Annotated in this window: 15 protein-coding genes; 6 read left to right on the top strand and 9 right to left on the bottom strand. The window is 63.2% G+C overall.

The annotated features are described in order from the left end of the window. The first annotated feature begins 84 nt into the window (after positions 1-84). A complete protein-coding gene (locus tag EN850_RS03340) occupies positions 85-1308 on the top strand; it encodes a multidrug effflux MFS transporter (RefSeq protein ID WP_189521819.1) in 1224 nt (407 codons plus the stop codon). Between the two features lie 18 nt (positions 1309-1326). Here the strand turns inward: EN850_RS03340 and EN850_RS03335 are convergent, their stop codons facing one another. The 5 genes from EN850_RS03335 to EN850_RS03310 all read right to left on the bottom strand — a co-directional run bounded on the left by EN850_RS03335 (position 1327) and on the right by EN850_RS03310 (position 5083). Beyond that, positions 1327-1725 (bottom strand): cell envelope integrity protein TolA, encoded by a 399-nt coding sequence (locus tag EN850_RS03335; protein WP_135915476.1) that lies wholly within the window; start codon positions 1723-1725, stop codon positions 1327-1329. A gap of 69 nt (positions 1726-1794) precedes the next feature. After that, positions 1795-2622, bottom strand: a complete 828-nt coding sequence (locus EN850_RS03330; protein ID WP_136090639.1) for an inositol monophosphatase family protein — start codon at positions 2620-2622, stop codon at positions 1795-1797. Further along, a complete protein-coding gene (gene ttcA / locus EN850_RS03325) occupies positions 2612-3499 on the bottom strand; it encodes a tRNA 2-thiocytidine(32) synthetase TtcA (protein ID WP_136090638.1) in 888 nt (295 codons plus the stop codon). Before ttcA ends, EN850_RS03330 begins: the two co-directional genes overlap by 11 nt. A 134-nt stretch (positions 3500-3633) precedes the next feature. Continuing rightward, a complete protein-coding gene (rpsD, locus tag EN850_RS03320; RefSeq protein WP_013895883.1) occupies positions 3634-4251 on the bottom strand; it encodes a 30S ribosomal protein S4 in 618 nt (205 codons plus the stop codon). Positions 4252-4900: 649 nt separating this feature from the next. Then, complete coding sequence (locus EN850_RS03310) at positions 4901-5083, bottom strand: DUF3008 family protein (protein ID WP_015318153.1); 183 nt, start codon at positions 5081-5083, stop codon at positions 4901-4903. Between the two features lie 160 nt (positions 5084-5243). On the opposite strand from EN850_RS03310, the gene EN850_RS03305 reads away from it, so the two are divergent. Further along, complete coding sequence (locus tag EN850_RS03305) at positions 5244-6626, top strand: RNB domain-containing ribonuclease (RefSeq protein WP_136090637.1); 1383 nt, start codon at positions 5244-5246, stop codon at positions 6624-6626. A 21-nt stretch (positions 6627-6647) separates the two neighbouring features. Here EN850_RS03305 and murI read toward each other — a convergent pair whose 3' ends face one another. Continuing rightward, on the bottom strand, positions 6648-7436 hold the full coding sequence (gene murI / locus EN850_RS03300) for a glutamate racemase (protein WP_127279224.1): 789 nt from the start codon (positions 7434-7436) through the stop codon (positions 6648-6650). Continuing rightward, positions 7429-8349, bottom strand: coding sequence for an RNA methyltransferase (locus EN850_RS03295; RefSeq protein WP_136090636.1), 921 nt, complete (start codon positions 8347-8349; stop codon positions 7429-7431). Before EN850_RS03295 ends, murI begins: the two co-directional genes overlap by 8 nt. Positions 8350-8563: 214 nt before the next feature. Between EN850_RS03295 and EN850_RS03290 the strand changes: the two genes are divergently transcribed. Both EN850_RS03290 and EN850_RS03285 read left to right on the top strand, forming a co-directional pair. Next, a complete protein-coding gene (locus EN850_RS03290) occupies positions 8564-9775 on the top strand; it encodes an NADP-dependent isocitrate dehydrogenase (protein WP_136090635.1) in 1212 nt (403 codons plus the stop codon). Between the two features lie 78 nt (positions 9776-9853). Beyond that, entirely contained in the window at positions 9854-10480 is a 627-nt protein-coding gene (locus EN850_RS03285; protein ID WP_127279227.1) for a glutathione S-transferase family protein, read from the top strand. A gap of 112 nt (positions 10481-10592) precedes the next feature. Here EN850_RS03285 and alaS read toward each other — a convergent pair whose 3' ends face one another. Together alaS and recA are read right to left on the bottom strand one after the other, a co-directional pair. Then, on the bottom strand, positions 10593-13259 hold the full coding sequence (gene alaS, locus EN850_RS03280; RefSeq protein ID WP_136090634.1) for an alanine--tRNA ligase: 2667 nt from the start codon (positions 13257-13259) through the stop codon (positions 10593-10595). Between the two features lie 271 nt (positions 13260-13530). After that, the gene (gene recA / locus EN850_RS03275) at positions 13531-14631 is read right to left on the bottom strand and encodes a recombinase RecA (protein ID WP_013895892.1); all 1101 of its coding nucleotides are present in this window, start codon (positions 14629-14631) and stop codon (positions 13531-13533) included. 281 nt (positions 14632-14912) lie between these two features. Between recA and EN850_RS03270 the strand changes: the two genes are divergently transcribed. Both EN850_RS03270 and EN850_RS03265 read left to right on the top strand, forming a co-directional pair. Next, positions 14913-15857, top strand: a complete 945-nt coding sequence (locus EN850_RS03270) for a carbohydrate kinase family protein (protein WP_136090633.1) — start codon at positions 14913-14915, stop codon at positions 15855-15857. Positions 15858-15935: 78 nt separating this feature from the next. Continuing rightward, entirely contained in the window at positions 15936-16853 is a 918-nt protein-coding gene (locus EN850_RS03265) for a pseudouridine-5'-phosphate glycosidase (RefSeq protein ID WP_136090632.1), read from the top strand. The last annotated feature ends 151 nt before the right edge of the window (positions 16854-17004 follow it).

Raw genomic sequence — 17004 nt, 5'->3', positions numbered from 1 at the left:
GCCGTGGACCAGCAGAAATCAGCGCCGCAAGGGGCAAGCACCTTGCCCGGGGCAAGCACCTTGCCCGGGGCAAGCCAATTGCCCATTCCGCGCTGGGAGTTCATCGCGCTCTGCGCGGCGCTGATGGCGCTCAATTCGCTGGCTATCGACATCATGCTGCCGGCGCTGCAGCAGATCGGCGCCTCGCTCGGCGTCGAGAATGAAAACCACAGGCAATATGTGGTCACCGCCTACATACTGGGTTTCGGCGGCGGCCAGTTGTTCTTCGGGCCGATCTCGGACCGTTACGGGCGCCGTTCGCCGCTCGTCGCCGGCCTGATCATCTACGTGGCGGCGGCCGCCGCAGCCGCGATCGCGCCGAGCTTCGAGACACTTTTGATATGCCGCGCCGTGCAAGGCATCGGCGCGGCGGCCACGCGCGTGATCGCGGTCTCGATCGTGCGCGATACATTCGACGGCCGGCGTATGGCCGAAGTCATGTCGCTGATCTTCATGGTGTTCATGGCCATTCCGGTCGTGGCGCCAGGCATCGGCCAGTTCATCATGCTGTTCGCGACCTGGCACTGGATCTTCGTCACCATGGCCGTCGGCGCGCTGGTCGTGTCGGCATGGTCGTTGCTGCGCCTGCCCGAGACGCTGCATCCCGAATATCGCCGGCCACTGACGGTCTCCTCCATTGTCGGCGGCTTTCGCATCGTGCTCACCAACCGCATCGCGCTCTGCTATGCCTTCGCCAGCACGTTCATCTTCGGCGCCATGTTCGGCTTCATCGCCTCGGCGCAGCAGATCTATGTCAACATCTTCAACGTCGGCGAGATGTTTCCCGTCATCTTCGCCGGTGTCGCCGGCGTGCTCGCCTTCTCCAACTATCTCAACTCGCGCCTCGTCGGACGTATCGGCATGCGCCGCCTGTCGCAAGGCGCGCTGCTGCTGTTTCTGGTGATCAGCCTTGCCTGGCTCGTGGTTTCACTGGAAATGAAGATGCCGCTCTGGCTGTTCATCACTTTCTTTGCCGGTGCCATGCTGCCGTTTGGCTGCCTAGGCGCGAATTTCAACGCGTTGGCCATGGAGCCGCTCGGCCAACTGGCCGGTACGGCGTCGTCCATTCTGGGTTTCATGCAGACGTTTCTCGGCGGCATTCTCGGCACGCTGATCGGCCAGGCTTTCAACGGCACGGTGACGCCGCTGGCCGCCGGCTTCTGCAGCGTCTCCGTCGCGGCGCTGCTGATGATCCTGATTGCCGAGCGCGGCAAGATGTTCCAGCCGCAGAACGCACCCGTCTCAGGGCACGTCACCGACCTGCACTGACTTGTCGTTTGCGGGTGGTCAGGATGTACCTTCGAGCGACGCCGTGAAGCGAGGAGAAAGCATCCGCCCCGCGATCGCTCCACCCATGCCATCTGAAAAGGGCAACGGCAAAGCGTCGTCGAGCGCCTTGAGGATGGATGCCACGAAGGCCCGGCCGAGCTGGGAATCGGTTCCCAGGTCGGAATAGGTGGCACGAGGCTTGCCGATCAGCGTGCCGTTGCGGCGGAGCGAGAACCGCAGCGTCAAGGACATGCCCGCGGTTCCTGGCGGCGGCCGCCAGCATGCATAGATGGCGTCCGACATCTCCTTGATGGTGTCGATGAGATCGGTGCTACGGCAGGGATGCTCTTGCGAGAGAGCCCCGTTGCAATTCGCAAACAAGGCAAGTGCCGCAAAAACCGCGAACCGACGTTTCATTCGGGAGCCTCCGCCAAACGCACCGATTCAACCCGCACAACCCAACAGTTCAAGCCACAGGAATTGATCCTATTCCGCCCACAGTTCGTGGCGCAGGTCCTGCCAGCTGTCCTGGTCCGGTGCGACAAGCAGACCGCCGTCGACATGGGACGGCAGATAGGCGCTGCCGTCGATGCGCGCGGCATGGCCGCCGGCTTCCTGGTGGATCAGCACGCCGGGCAGATGATCCCAGGGCATCAGCTTGTTGTAGACGACAAAATGCGCATGTCCGCTGGCCAGCAAGCGATATTCGTGGGCGGCGCAGCGATAGCCGAATTGCGACAGTGCCTTGGTCTGGTTACGAGCGAGGCGTGAGCGCTCCGGCTCGTCGAGATATTGCCAGGATACCGCGCCCGTCATTTGCGAGATCGGCACGGGCGCCGCTACATGCACTTTCTCCAGGCTGCCATGGGCATGCCTGATATGGCTGCCGGCGCCTTTGGCGGCGATGAGCCAATCCTTGCCGACCGGATCATGGATGATGCCCGCGACCGTCTCGCCCCTGACCACGACCGCCAGCATGACGCCGAACAGCGGCACGCCGGATGCGAAATTGAAGGTGCCGTCCACCGGATCGACGGTGAATGCCAATTCGGCATCGCCCAAGCCATCGAGCAGCGCCGGATTGTCGGAGCAGGCCTCCTCGCCCACGACCATGGCCGACGGATAACGCTCGCGCAGCCTGGCGGTGATCAGCCGCTCGGCGTTGACATCGGCTTCCGTCACCAGATCGGCGGCGGATGTCTTCTGCCTGATATCGCCATCGCTCAATCGGCGAAAGCGCGGCATGATTTCAGCGTGGGCTGCCTCGGCCAGAATCCCGGCCAGCCAGTCGATGGCGGTATCGTCAAATGTCATCGGAAATGTCTTGCCTGATCGCGAGGGTTTCATTGAGGGCGGCGAAATCGAACAGCTTTCGGTCGAGCAAATGCGACGGCCTGGTGTTGGACAGGGCGCGGATCATCGTGTCCTTGCGACCAGGCATGCGCTTTTCGATGTCCTCGAGCATCGCCTTCATGGCGTTGCGCTGCAGCCCTTCCTGGCTGCCGCAGAGATCGCAAGGGATGATCGGGAATCGCATCGCGGCGGCGAATTTTTCCAGATCGACCTCGGCGCAGTAGCTCAGCGGCCGCAACACCATGACGTCGCCGTCGTCGTTGAGCAGTTTTGGCGGCATGGCGGCAAGCCGACCACCGTGGAACAGGTTCATGAAGAAGGTTTCGAGGATGTCCTCGCGATGATGGCCGAGCACCAGCGCCGAACAGCCCTCCTCGCGGGCGATCCTGTAGAGATGGCCGCGCCGCAGCCGCGAGCAGAGCGAGCAATAGGTGCTGCCTTCGGGGAGCTTGTCGGTGAGGACCGAATAGGTGTCCCGGTATTCTATCCGATGCGCGATGCCGTTGGCGTCGAGATAATCGGGCAGTATATTCTTTGGAAAATTCGGCTGGCCCTGGTCGAGATTGCAGGCCAGCAATTCGACCGGCAGCAGCCCGCGCCATTTCATGTCGAGCAGCAAGGCGAGCAGACCGTAAGAATCCTTGCCGCCCGACAGCGCCACCAGCCAGCGCTCGCCGGGCTTCACCATCGAAAAGTCCTCGATCGCCTGGCGGGTCTGCCGCAGCAGCCGCTTGCGCAATTTGTTGAACTCGACCGACGACGGCACCTCGGCGAACAGCGGATGGGAGCCGCCTTCGGCGGCTGGTTCAAGCGTTTCGATGTCTGGCTGCATGTTCATGGCACGGCGGCCCCTGAATGTGACTTCCGCCCGGATTAGCGCATCGGCCGCAAAATCGAAACGGCAAAGCGGATGCCCGAAACAAAAAGGCCGCCTCGAAGGCGGCCTTTCCGATATCGCAGAAAGACGTTCGCTTAGCGCGAATAGAATTCGACGACCAGGTTCGGTTCCATCTGCACGGCGAACGGAACGTCCGCGAGGCCGGGGATGCGCGAGAAGGTCGCGACCATCTTGTTGTGATCGGCTTCGATGTAGTCCGGCACGTCGCGCTCGGCGAGGCCCACCGATTCGAGGACGATGACGAGCTGCTTCGACTTTTCGCGCACTTCGACGACATCGCCCGGCTTGCAGCGGTACGAGCCGATGTTGACGCGCTTGCCGTTGACGTTGACGTGGCCGTGGTTGACGAACTGGCGGGCGGCGAAGATGGTCGGCACGAACTTGGCGCGGTAGACGACCGCGTCCAGACGCGACTCGAGCAGGCCGATCAGGTTCTCGGAGGTGTCGCCCTTGCGGCGATCGGCCTCTTCATAGACCTTGCGGAACTGCTTTTCCGAAACGTCGCCATAGTGACCCTTCAGCTTTTGCTTGGCGCGCAGCTGCAGGCCGAAGTCGGAAAGCTTGCCCTTGCGGCGCTGGCCATGCTGGCCGGGGCCGTATTCACGCTTGTTGACCGGGGACTTAGGGCGGCCCCAGATATTTTCGCCGAGACGGCGGTCGATCTTGTATTTCGCGGATTCGCGCTTGCTCATCGCATTCCCTTTTCAAAACGACACACCCGGCACCTCATGGTCCGGGGGAAGGAAACGCGCCCTCCTCTGGCCTCCGTTTTCGAGACCTGACAGGATTTTCCCACGCAACGCGGCGGAAAACCCACGGGACACGTCAGTTCAAACAAAATCGGAAACAGCTATCGTGACAGATCTTGCGTATACAAAACAAACACCGGACATCGCTGCCCGGCGTTGGCGGCTGATTAAACCGAGATTTAACCGATGTCAAGTTCGTGAGTGGCGCGGCGCGGAGCAAACCGTATAGCGTTCAAGGCGTTGATGCGATGTGGCGGGAGGTTTTGCGCCAGCGGCACCAGGAAGGGACTGGAGCTAGAGAGCCTGATTGCATGAAGAAGTTCTTCCTTACCCTGGCAGGTGCCGCGGTGCTTGCAGGGTCGGTGGCGGTCGGCCCGGAACGGGCATGGCGCGCCACTGGCACGGCCACAAACAGGTCCGCCGGGTCATCGTCAACAAGCGAGTGGTGTGGCGGCATGGTCATCGCAGGGTGATCGTCGAGAGAATACCCGGCTGCCACCGCTGGCAGGCTGCTCCAAACAACAATCCCACGGGCAGCGCATGTCGCTGGCCCTTTTTCATTCCAAGGTAGTCGAGCTCGAAGCGCTCAAGCCTAGGATTTTTTCTCCGGTAGACCCTTGCGCTTCGTCTCGGCGAATTCCTCGAGCTGCTTTTCATTCATCGATTCGTACATGCCCTTGGAAGCGCCTTTGAGCTCGCTTTTCTTGGTCTCGCCGCGCTTGGCGGAGAGTGCGGCGCCGGCGGCCTTCTGCTGGGCTTTCGAGGTGGCTGGCATGGCGAGGTCTCCTCTTGCTGTCAGGAGAAACGCCGCGCTTCGGCGGCGGTTCCAGCGCCAATGGCTCATTCCCGATCCGCTCGGCGCCAGCCGATGGACGCCCTTGGCGATTTTCGTTGGCAGCCTTCCCGTGTCCGGAACCCCAGTGTAGGACGGCTGAATGAAATCTCTGACCGATCCCTCACGGGCTCTCTCCACTGGCCTGGCGAAAATCCGCACCGAATTGCACGTGCCGGATGGATTTCCGGCTGATGTCGTTGCCGCAGCGGATGCGGCGGCCAAACGTGTGCCCGACCAGCATGCCGATCGAAGGGCGATGCCCTTTGTCACGCTCGACCCGGCTGCCTCCACCGATCTTGATCAAGCATTCTCGATCGAGGCGAGCGGCAGTGATCTTCTGCTGCATTATGCCATTGCCGACGTGGCCTGGTTCGTCGAGGACGGCGACACGGTGGATCTCGAAGCCTGGACGCGGGGCGAGACACTTTACTTGCCAGACGGCAAGGCCGGGCTCTACCCGCCGATGATTGCCGAGGGTGCGGCAAGCCTGTTGCCTGATGGACCGCGTCCAGCTGTCATCTTCACGGTTCGGGTTGCGCAGGATGGTGCGACGAAGCTGGACGGCGCGGAGCGGGCAATCATTCAAAGCCGCGCCAAGCTCGCCTATGACAGCGTGAAGGCTTCCGACGTTCCGGCCGGCTTTGCCGAAATGGCGCGGCGCATGGCAATGAACGAAAAGCGTCGCGGGGCTTCCCGCGTCGATCCACCCGAGCAGGAGGTGGAAAGGCTTGCCGATGGCACATACCGGCTTTCGTTCAGACCGCTGCTGCAATCCGAGCAGGACAATGCCGCGCTTTCGCTGGCCGCCAACATGGCGATTGCCGATGCCATGCTTGCGCATCACACCGGTTTGTTCCGGGTGATGTCGGGGCCGGATGCGTTCAAGGTTCAAAGACTGCGCAACGCGGCACAGGCTCTCGGACTGTCCTGGCCGGCCTCCACCGGTTTGCGAGACTATCAGCGAACCCTCGATCCCACCGATCCGCGACAAGCAGCGTTGATGCTGGAAATCCGCCATGCAAGCCCCGGCGCGTCCTACCAGCCCTATCAGGACGGCGTTGTCCCCTGGCATGAGGCCATGGCCGCCACCTATGCCCATGCGACAGCACCACTCAGGCGACTTGCCGATCGCTATGTCGTGCGCTGCGCGCTGGCGATCGCCAACGGCCAGCCCGTGCCCCAGGCTGTCACCGACGCGTTCGCCAGGTTGCCGAAGGCGATGGGACGTGCCGATAGCCGCGCTTCGCAGATCAACCACGCGGCCATCGACCTTGCCGAGGCGGTCATGCTGGAGGGGCGCGAGGGTGAGACGTTCAAAGCCGTCGTCACCGACGTCGTCGACCATGGCGTGCGCGTTCAGCTTGCCGACATGCCTGTCGTTGCAAACGTAAAAGCCTCGGGGCTCAGACAGGGCGAAAATCTGAAGCTAAGGCTGGTCCTGGCTGATCCGGATCAACGCAGCATCGTCTTCGAACCTGTTTGACAGGCAGACGTTGCCCACTGGCTAGCGCACGGTCAGTCCAAAGCCCTGCATCAGGCGGCTGACGGCGAAATCCGCCTTGCCCGAGGTGAACACCGCTATATCGGGTTCGCCTTGCGGCAGCGCTCCATCGATGGGCGGCAGCAGCGAGAGGGCTCGCCGTGCGATCGCTTCGGCCGGATCGATCCAGTCGACCGGCCAGGGCGCGGTCTTGCGCATGCGATTGACCAGAAAGGGATAGTGCGTGCAGGCCAGCACGACGATATCGGTGCGCATACCGTCGCGCTCGATGAAGCATGGCGCGATCTCGGCGCGTACGGCCTCCTCGTCGACGAAGCCCTCGCGCATATAGGCTTCGGACAGGCCCGCCAGCCTGTCGCTGCCGACCAGGCGGACATGGCATTTCTGCGCCCATTTGCTGATCAGGTCGCGCGTGTATTGCCGCTTCACCGTGCCCGGCGTGGCCAGCACCGAGACCAGGCCCGAGCGCGTGCGCTCGGCCGCCGGCTTGACCGCAGGCACGGTGCCGACGAAGGGATGGCCAGGAAATCTTTCACGCAGCGCGTCGATCACCAGCGTCGAGGCGGTGTTGCAGGCGATGACCGAAATCGCCGGCGCGAAGCGGTCGAGCAATTTGGCGAACAGCTCCAGTATATGGGTCCGCAGTGCCGGCTCTTCCCAGGCGCCAAAGGGAAAAGCGGCATCGTCGGCGACATAGATGAAGCGCCGGTCGGGCATCAGGACGCGCGCCTCGCGCAGCACGGTGAGCCCGCCGACGCCGGAATCGAACATCAGGATCGGCTGGTCAGTCATTGTCTGTTCCCTTGCCGCCCAGCGGCGGCGTGTCGGTATCGTCGCCATTGGCGTCGGGGAGTTGATCAGCCGCATCCACCTTGCGAGCACGCGCGGCCGCCGCCGGCAATCGCCGGGGATCGTCGCCCGGAGAGCCGTCGCCGCGCGGCATGGCCGGCGAGAACCTGTCCAGCGACGAGATGATGCCGCGCAACACCTTGAGCTCCGGTTCGGCGAAGCCGGGCCGCGTCAGCACGGCGCGCAGATTGTCGACCATTTTCGGTTTCTTCGGCGCCGGTCGGAAATAGCCGCGCGCTTCCAATGCGCCTTCCAGATAGGCGAACAGGCCGTGCAATTCTTCCTTGCTTGCCGGCTTCATCTCCGGCCCCGAAAAATTGGTCCTGGTTTCGTCCTCCAGACCCGACTTCATCCACTCATAGGACATCAGCAAGGCCGCCTGGGCGATGTTGAGCGAGGAGAAATCCGGATCGACCGGGAAAGTGACGATTTCGTCGGCGAGGCCAACCTCGTCATTGTAGAGACCGAAGCGCTCGCGTCCGAACAGGATGCCGGTGCGCTGCCCCATTCCGTGACGGGCACGGAGCACCCTGCCCGCTTCCACCGGGCCGCGCACGGATTTGAAGCCGTCGCGCTGCCTGGCGGTGGTGGCGAAGACGAAGTTCAGGTCGGCGAGCGCCGAGGCCAGATCCTCGTAAACGGTGACGGCGTCGATGACATGGTCGGCACGGCTGGCGGCGGCGCGCGCCTTCTCACTCGGCCAGCCGTCACGCGGATTGACCAGGCGCAGCTCGACCAAGCCGAAATTGGCCATGGCGCGGGCGACCATGCCGATGTTCTCGCCGAGCTGCGGCTCGACCAGGATGATCGCCGGGCCGACGGCTGCGGGGTTAGCGGAATCTTTGGAGATGGGCATGATTGTCAATGAACTGCTGTTTGCGGCATTTCAGCGTCCCCTGCCATATTCGGCCGCGAAAATGAAGCATTCGCAAATGACGGCGGCCATGCCCTTACATTCGTGACCGATCGCCGTTTGCGTGGCCAAAAGCGCTTTGATATACGGGCGGCATCCCCCGGCCAACGCCACGCGGGCAAGGCCGTCCCAATCCCAGCAACGAGGCATTCTTTCCATGGCGAAGATCAAGGTGGCGAACCCGGTCGTCGAACTCGACGGCGACGAGATGACCCGCATCATCTGGCAGTTCATCAAGGACAAGCTGATCCACCCTTATCTCGACCTCAAGCTCGAATATTACGACCTCGGCATCGAGCACCGCGACGCAACCAACGACCAAGTGACCATCGATTCGGCCAATGCCATCAAGAAATACGGCGTCGGCGTCAAATGCGCGACCATCACCCCCGACGAGCAGCGCGTCGAGGAATTCAAGCTGAAGAAGATGTGGAAGTCGCCGAACGGCACCATCCGCAACATTTTGGGCGGCACCATCTTCCGCGAGCCGATCATCATGAAGAACGTGCCGCGACTGGTGCCCGGCTGGACCAAGCCGATCATCGTCGGCCGTCACGCCTTCGGCGACCAGTACCGCGCCACCGATTTCCGTTTCCCCGGCAAGGGCAAGCTGACGATCAAGTTCGTCGGCGAGGACGGCCAGGTGATCGAGCACGACGTGTTCGACGCGCCCGGCGCCGGTGTCGCCATGGCCATGTACAATCTCGACGAGTCGATCCGCGAATTCGCCCGGGCGTCGCTGAATTACGGCCTGCTGCGCAACTATCCGGTCTACCTGTCGACCAAGAACACCATCCTCAAGGCCTATGACGGCCGCTTCAAGGATATCTTCCAGGAGGTCTACGAGGCTGAATTCGAGGCCGAGTTCAAGTCGAAGAAGCTGTGGTACGAACACCGCCTGATCGACGACATGGTGGCGTCGAGCCTGAAATGGTCGGGCGGCTATGTCTGGGCCTGCAAGAACTATGACGGCGACGTCCAGTCCGACACGGTGGCGCAAGGCTTTGGCTCGCTCGGCCTGATGACCTCGGTGCTGATGACGCCGGATGGCAAGACCGTCGAAGCCGAAGCCGCGCACGGCACCGTCACCCGCCACTACCGCCAGCACCAGAAGGGCGAGGAAACCTCGACCAATTCGATCGCCTCGATCTTCGCCTGGACGCGGGGTCTCGCGCACCGCGCTAAGCTTGACGACAATTCCGAGCTCAAGCGTTTTGCCGAGACGTTGGAAAAGGTCTGCATCCAGACCGTCGAGTCCGGCTTCATGACCAAGGACCTGTCGCTCCTGATCGGCCCCGACCAGCCCTGGCTCTCCACCACCGGCTTCCTCGACAAGATCGACGAGAATTTGCAGAAGGCGATGACGTAAGTACCCGCGGTTCCAAATGCCGAAGGCTCCGAAAGGAGCCTTCGCTTTTTGGGCCGGCGCATGCGAAGGGCTGACAGCATGACCAAGCCAATCCTCTACGGCGCGGACTACAGTGTATATGTGCGCATCGCGCGGATGGCGCTGGAGGAGAAAGGCATCGACTACGAGCTGGTGCCGCTCGATGTCTTCGCCACCGACGGCATTCCCGCCTGGTATCTGGAACATCACCCGTTCGGCCGCATCCCGGCCTTCGAACATGACGGGTTCCGGCTCTTCGAGACGAATGCGATCGCGCGCTATGTCGATGAGGCTTTCGAGGGGCCGGCGCTGCAGCCGGCCGATGCGCGGGGCCGAGCGAGGATGGGCCAGATGACAGGTATGCTCGATGCCTATGGCTACAGGTCGATGGTCTGGGATGTTGCCGTCGAGCGGCTGGAGAAGGAGGCGCCCGACGAGGCGCTGATCGCCGACGGGCTGCGCCAGGCCGAAACGGTGCTCGGGGTGCTGACGTCGCTGAAGGCACAAGGGCCTTGGCTGCTTGGCGACCAGCTGACGCTGGCCGACCTGCATGCGGCGCCGATGATTGGCTATTTCGTCAAGGTCATCGAGGGGCGCGACTTGCTGGCGCGGTTTGCACTGGTCCAGGAGTGGTATGCGCGCGTGGCTGCCCGCCCAAGCTTTGCCCACACCGAAAAGGTTGGTTGACAAGTATCGGGATAACCGTGGACAGCACCCTCGGTCCGGCAGGACAGAGGCAGGCGCTGTCCTGCCAGCCTCGGACTAGCTCGTTGGCACGGCTAGCGCCTGCCTAAATTCGCTAGGCTGCTTCCAGCGCCGCCTTCACCGCCGCTATCGCATCATTAGCCTTCGAGGCATCCGGACCACCGGCCTGGGCCATGTCGGGGCGGCCGCCGCCGCCCTGCCCGCCCAATGCGGCGGAGGCAACGCGCACCAGGTCGACGGCGCTGAAGCGGCTGACGAGATCATCGGTCACGGCAACCACGACGCTCGCCTTGTTGTCCTCGCCGGCGCCAACGAACACGACGACGCCAGAGCCCAACGAAGTCTTGCCTGCGTCGGCCAGCGGCTTCAGGTCCTTCGGCGAGACCCCTGAAACCGCCTTGCCGAGGAAGCCGACGCCAGCCACGATCTCGTTGGCGGCCGGGGCATCGGCAGGCGACCCGCCCCCGAGCGCCAGCTTCTTGCGCGCTTCGGTCAGGTCCTTCTCGAGCTTCTTGCGCTCCTCGAGCAGCGCTTCGACACGGGCTGGCACATCCGCCGGCGAGATCTTCAGCGTGGCGGCGGCCGCCTTCAGCCGCCGGTCCTGCTCATCGAGATGTTTGCGCGCGGCTTCGCCGGTCAACGCCTCGATGCGGCGCACGCCCGCGGCGACCGCACCGTCCGAGACGATGCGCACCATGCCGATATCACCGGTCGCCCTGACATGCGTGCCGCCGCAGAGCTCGACCGAGTAGGGCCGGTTGGCCTTGGCGCCGTGAACGCCCGTGCCCATCGACACGACGCGCACCTCATCGCCATACTTCTCGCCAAACAGCGCCATGGCGCCTTCGGCGATGGCGTCGTCGACCGACATCAGGCGCGTGGTCACCGGGCTGTTCTGGACGACGATCTCGTTGGCCATGCGCTCGACCTCTTCGAGCTCCTCGGCTGAAATCGGCTTGTTGTGCGAGATATCGAAGCGCAGACGCTCCGGCGCGACCAGCGAGCCTTTTTGCGCGACATGAGTGCCCAGCACCTCGCGCAGCGCCTCATGGATCAGATGCGTCGCGGAGTGGTTGGCGCGCAGCCTGGAACGCCTGGCATGATCAACCTTCAGTTCGACCGCGGCCCCCGTCTTGACCGTGCCGCTCGCCACCTTGCCCAGATGCACGAACAGACCGTCGGCCTTCTTCTGCGTATCGGAGATCTCGACCGAGAACCCCTCACCCGAGATGACGCCGGTGTCGCCCATCTGGCCGCCGGATTCGCCATAGAACGGCGTCTGGTTGACGACCACGGCGACCGCATCGCCCTTGGCGGCGCTGTCGACGGTCTTGCCGTCCTTGACCAGAGCCTGGATGAGGCCTTCGGCCTGCTCGGTTTCGTAGCCGAGGAATTCGGTGGCGCCCGTCTTTTCACGCACGGAGAACCAAACCGTCTCGGTGGCGGCCTCGCCGGACCCGGCCCAGTGCTTACGCGCCTCCGCCTTTTGCTGCTCCATCGCACTGGTGAACCCGGCAAGATCGACCGAAATGCTGCGCTGCCGCAGCGCGTCCTGCGTCAGGTCGAGCGGGAAGCCATAGGTGTCGTAGAGCTTGAATGCGGTCTCGCCATCCAGCATGTCGCCGGCGCCGAGCTTCTCCGTCGCCTCGGACAGCAGTCCGAGGCCGCGCACCAGCGTCTTGCGGAAGCGGGTCTCCTCGAGTTTCAGGGTCTCGGTAATCATCGTTTCGCCGCGGACCAGTTCCGGATAGGCCTGGCCCATCTCGCGCACCAAGGCCGGCACCAGTTTCCACATCAACGGATCGCGGGCGCCGAGCAGCTGCGCATGGCGCATGGCGCGGCGCATGATGCGGCGCAGCACATAGCCGCGGCCTTCATTCGACGGCAGCACACCGTCGGCAACCAGGAAGGAGGATGAGCGCAGGTGATCGGCAATGACGCGATAGGACGCAACCGTTTCCGCGTCGGGCGCGCGCCCAAGCGCGGAGGACGCCGCATCGATCAAATGACGGAACAGGTCGGTCTCGAAGACGCTTTCCACCCCTTGCAGGATGGATGCCATGCGCTCCAGGCCCATGCCGGTGTCGATCGACGGACGCGGCAGGTCGACGCGCTCCTCTTTCGTCACCTGCTCATACTGCATGAACACCAGGTTCCAGAATTCGAGGAACCGGTCGCCGTCCTCCTCCGGACTGCCGGGCGGGCCGCCCCAGATGTGCTCGCCACGGTCGATGAAGATTTCCGAGCAGGGGCCGCAGGGTCCCGTGTCGCCCATCGCCCAGAAATTGTCCGAGGTCGCGATGCGGATGATGCGATCGTCGGAAAAACCGGCGATCTTCTTCCAGAAGCCGGCCGCCTCATCGTCCGTGTGATAGACGGTGACCAGCAGCTTGTCCTTCTTCAGCCCGAACTCCCTGGTGATGAGGTTCCAGGCAAGCTCGATGGCGCGCTCCTTGAAATAGTCGCCGAAGGAAAAATTGCCGAGCATCTCGAAGAAGGTCAGGTGGCGCGCGGTATAGCCGACATTGTCGAGATCGTTGTGCTTGCCGCCGGCGCGAACGCTTTTCTGGGCCGTGGTGGCACGCGAATAAGGCCGCTTCTCCAAACCGGTGAAGACGTTCTTGAACTGCACCATGCCGGCATTGGTGAACATCAAGGTCGGATCGTTGCGCGGCACGAGCGGGCTCGAGGCCACGACCTCGTGGCCTTCCTTGCGGAAATAGTCGAGAAAGGTCGACCGGATCTCGTTCACGCCACTCATGGATACTGCCTTTTCAAGAGAGCCGCCGGCCAGACCGGCGGGAGATGGCTCAGTGTTTTCTAGAAGATGGAGTTGGCCTTTTAGCCGTAGCTCTTGACCCTGTCCAGAAACACGGAATTGGGCCAATTCACGCTTCGCACCGGCATTTGCGCGGGCACGCAAACGAAAACCGCCGGCGCGAAGGCCGGCGGTTTTGAACGCGGTACTAAAGAACTCTGTTACTTAAGCATCGGATAATAGGCTGGATTTATGGCCAAACTCTGGCGCTGCCCTACATCGCGCCGGCTTCGTCCTCAAAACCGTCATCGCCATTGCCCTCTGAACCACCATTCTCGAGGAATTTTTCGGCGATCAGTCCGGCATTCTGCCTGAGCGCCAGTTCTATCTCGCGCGCAGTGTCGGGATTGTCGCGCAGGAACAGTTTCGCATTCTCGCGGCCCTGGCCGAGACGTTGCGAATTGTAGGAGAACCAGGCGCCCGACTTCTCGACCACGCCGGCCTTGACGCCGAGATCGACCAGTTCGCCGGTCTTGGAGACGCCCTCGCCATACATGATGTCGAATTCGACCACCTTGAAGGGCGGCGCCAGCTTGTTCTTGACCACCTTGACGCGGGTCTGGTTGCCGACGACTTCGTCGCGATCCTTGACCGAGCCGATACGGCGGATGTCGAGACGTACGGAAGCATAGAATTTCAGCGCGTTGCCGCCGGTCGTCGTTTCGGGCGAGCCGAACATGACGCCGATCTTCATGCGGATCTGGTTGATGAAGATGACCATGGTGTTGGAGCGCGAGATCGATGCGGTGAGCTTGCGCAGCGCCTGGCTCATCAGGCGGGCTTGCAGGCCGGGCAGCGAATCGCCCATCTCGCCCTCGATTTCGGCACGCGGCGTCAGGGCCGCCACCGAATCGACCACCAGCACGTCGATGGCGCCGGAGCGCACCAGCGTGTCGCAGATCTCCAGCGCCTGCTCGCCGGTGTCGGGCTGCGAGATCAGCAGGTTTTCAAGATCGACACCGAGCTTGCGGGCATAGACCGGATCGAGCGCGTGTTCGGCATCGACGAAGGCGCAGATGCCGCCCTTCTTCTGGGCTTCGGCCACGGTATGCAGGGCCAGCGTCGTCTTGCCCGAGCTTTCCGGCCCGTAGATCTCGATGATGCGGCCGCGCGGCAGGCCACCGACGCCGAGCGCGATGTCGAGGCCGAGCGAACCGGTCGGCACCGTTTCGATCTCGACGACCTGCTCGTTGGCGCCGAGCCGCATGATCGAGCCCTTGCCGAAAGCCCGCTCGATTTGCGACAGCGCCGCATCCAGAGCCTTTGATTTGTCCACTGCCTTATCCTCTACCAGCCGCAAAGAATTCTGAGCCATGATACATCACCCCTTGGTCGTCAATGAAGGCCGGACAATCCGTAATCCCTGGCATTTTGTACCTTTTTTGTTCTCATTTGGCAAGGGGTGACAACCGGTTGAAAAACAAGCGATATCCGGATTTGTTCTTTTTTTGTCTTGCCAAGCCGGTCAGGATCTGGCTCCGCATTGGGCCAGCCGGCCCCAGCATTCCGGCCGGCCGAATCGCCGTCTTGCGTGCGAAGCTCTGTCGCGCACTCTAGCGCTTGTGCGGCTACAACAACAAAGGTCATATCGCCGCCATGGTGAAATCAGTGAAGATACTGGCCGTGGGCGGCGCCCATATCGACCGGCGTGGCCAGGTATCCGGCCCTTACGTGCCGGCCGCCTCCAATCCCGGCACGATGCGCGAGGATGTCGGCGGTGGCGTCTTCAACGCCCTGCGCGGCATGGTGCGGCGCGGCCTCTCCGCGTCTCTGCTTTCGGTGCGCGGCGGCGATGCATCAGCCGATACGGTTTCACGGGCCATCGCCGAGGCAGGCATCGCCGATCTTTCGGCGGTATTCCTCGACCGTACCACGCCGAGCTACACGGCCCTGATCGACCGCGAGGGCGAATTGATCGTCGGCTTTGCCGATATGGCGCTGTACGACCTGGCCTTTCCCAAACAGATCAGGCGTTCCAAGATCCGCCAGGAGGTGGCTGCCGCCGATGCCATCCTGTGCGACGCCAACCTGCCGTCGGCCGCACTGCAGGGGTTGCTGTCGCTCGCCGCCGGCAAACCGGTTTTCGCCATCGCGATTTCGCCGGCCAAGGTGACGCGGCTGATACCGGTGCTCGGCGGGCTGGCCCAACTCTTCATGAACCGGCGGGAGGCCGTTGCGCTGGCTGGCGGCAATGCAGATGCCGCCGAGCGGGAGATGATCGACGGGTTGCGATGCAGCGGTCTTGCCAGCGGCGTGGTCACGGCAGGCAGTGGCCCTGTGCTGGGTTTCGACAGCACAGGCGCTTTTTCGATCCTGCCGCCAGCTCCCAGAAAAGTCGCCGATGTCACCGGCGCCGGCGACGCGCTCGCGGGTGCGACGGTCGCGGCGCTGCTGCGCGGCCTGCCGCTGCGCCAGGCCCTGCGCGAAGGCGTCGCGGCGGCGACGCTGACCATTGAGAGCGCCAATGCGGTGCCCGAATTCTCCCCGGCGAGCTTCGCGGAAGCGCTGGCCCTTGTGCCGGATGCCAGGGAAGTGGCATGAGACCGGCAAATTCATGACGCCGCAGCAAAGCTTACGCTTTCCTGATGGATGCGCCGTATTCCGGATTGGAGATCAGAAATGACGCCAGAGACCGCCCGCCCTTTCATCGATATCCATGCGCCTGTGGCGCAGGCCCTGGCCGCCGGGCGTCCTGTGGTGGCGCTCGAAAGCACCATCATCACCCATGGCATGCCCTATCCCGACAATGGCGCCATGGCGGCCAATGTCGAAAAAATCATCGCTGACGGCGGCGCCGTGCCAGCGACGATCGCCGTGGTCAACGGCCGCATCAAGGTCGGGCTTTCGGACGGCGAACGCGAATCGCTGGCGATGACGGGTGACGCCATGAAATTGTCGCGCGCCGATCTCGGCTTCGCCGTCGCGCAAGGCCGCACCGGAGGCACCACGGTCGCCGCCACCATGATCGCTGCTGACATGGTCGGGATAAGGGTATTCGCCACCGGTGGCATTGGCGGCGTGCACAAGGGCGCGGAAAAGAGCTTCGACATCTCGGCCGACCTCGACGAACTGGCGCGCACGCCGGTCATCGTCGTCTCGGCCGGCGCCAAGGCCATTCTGGACATCGAAAAGACGCTGGAGGTGCTGGAGACGCGCGGTGTGCCCGTCATCGGCCATGGCTGCGAGACGATGCCCGCCTTCTGGTCGCGGCAGTCGCCGTTCCGCGCGCCATTGACCTTGCACAGGCCGGAAGACATCGCGCATTTCTACCAGACGCGCATGGCTCTGGGACTTGGCGGCGGCTTGCTGGTCGCCAATCCGGTGCCGGAAAACCACGAAATCCCCGCTGAAGAAATGGCCGGCTACATCGAAGCCGCGCAGAAGGCCGCCGAAGCCCTCAACGTCACCGGCAAGGCGGTGACGCCGTTCCTGCTGGGAAAAATCCTCGAACTCACGGGCGGCCGCAGCCTGAAGACCAACATCGCGCTGGTCGAGAACAATGCAAGGCTGGCGGCGAAGATAGCCAAGGCGCTTTAGGGTCGCGCGGCGAAGGCTCCCTCACCCGGATTGCCAAGACCGAATTGCCAAGACCAAATTGCTAAGAGCAATTCCGGGCAATCCGACCTCTCCCCGAGGGGAGAGGAGTTGGCGCCGCCGACGTCGACCTCTTCTCCCCTTGGGGAGAAGG

The organism is Mesorhizobium sp. M8A.F.Ca.ET.207.01.1.1 (assembly GCF_004794715.1).
Taxonomy (GTDB): domain Bacteria; phylum Pseudomonadota; class Alphaproteobacteria; order Rhizobiales; family Rhizobiaceae; genus Mesorhizobium.
Note: the sequence above shows the minus strand (reverse complement) of the source record. Positions and strands in the feature narration are given on the sequence as shown.

Excerpts from the sequence above, each read along its gene's own strand:
- EN850_RS03335 (WP_135915476.1), bottom strand. The coding sequence starts at position 1,725 with ATGAAACGTCGGTTCGCGGTTTTTGCGGCACTTGCCTTGTTTGCGAAT.
- EN850_RS03330 (WP_136090639.1), bottom strand. The coding sequence starts at position 2,622 with ATGACATTTGACGATACCGCCATCGACTGGCTGGCCGGGATTCTGGCC.
- ttcA (WP_136090638.1), bottom strand. The coding sequence starts at position 3,499 with ATGAACATGCAGCCAGACATCGAAACGCTTGAACCAGCCGCCGAAGGC.
- rpsD (WP_013895883.1), bottom strand. The coding sequence starts at position 4,251 with ATGAGCAAGCGCGAATCCGCGAAATACAAGATCGACCGCCGTCTCGGC.
- EN850_RS03310 (WP_015318153.1), bottom strand. The coding sequence starts at position 5,083 with ATGCCAGCCACCTCGAAAGCCCAGCAGAAGGCCGCCGGCGCCGCACTC.
- EN850_RS03305 (WP_136090637.1), top strand. The coding sequence starts at position 5,244 with ATGAAATCTCTGACCGATCCCTCACGGGCTCTCTCCACTGGCCTGGCG.
- murI (WP_127279224.1), bottom strand. The coding sequence starts at position 7,436 with ATGACTGACCAGCCGATCCTGATGTTCGATTCCGGCGTCGGCGGGCTC.
- EN850_RS03295 (WP_136090636.1), bottom strand. The coding sequence starts at position 8,349 with ATGCCCATCTCCAAAGATTCCGCTAACCCCGCAGCCGTCGGCCCGGCG.
- EN850_RS03290 (WP_136090635.1), top strand. The coding sequence starts at position 8,564 with ATGGCGAAGATCAAGGTGGCGAACCCGGTCGTCGAACTCGACGGCGAC.
- EN850_RS03285 (WP_127279227.1), top strand. The coding sequence starts at position 9,854 with ATGACCAAGCCAATCCTCTACGGCGCGGACTACAGTGTATATGTGCGC.
- alaS (WP_136090634.1), bottom strand. The coding sequence starts at position 13,259 with ATGAGTGGCGTGAACGAGATCCGGTCGACCTTTCTCGACTATTTCCGC.
- recA (WP_013895892.1), bottom strand. The coding sequence starts at position 14,631 with ATGGCTCAGAATTCTTTGCGGCTGGTAGAGGATAAGGCAGTGGACAAA.
- EN850_RS03270 (WP_136090633.1), top strand. The coding sequence starts at position 14,913 with ATGGTGAAATCAGTGAAGATACTGGCCGTGGGCGGCGCCCATATCGAC.
- EN850_RS03265 (WP_136090632.1), top strand. The coding sequence starts at position 15,936 with ATGACGCCAGAGACCGCCCGCCCTTTCATCGATATCCATGCGCCTGTG.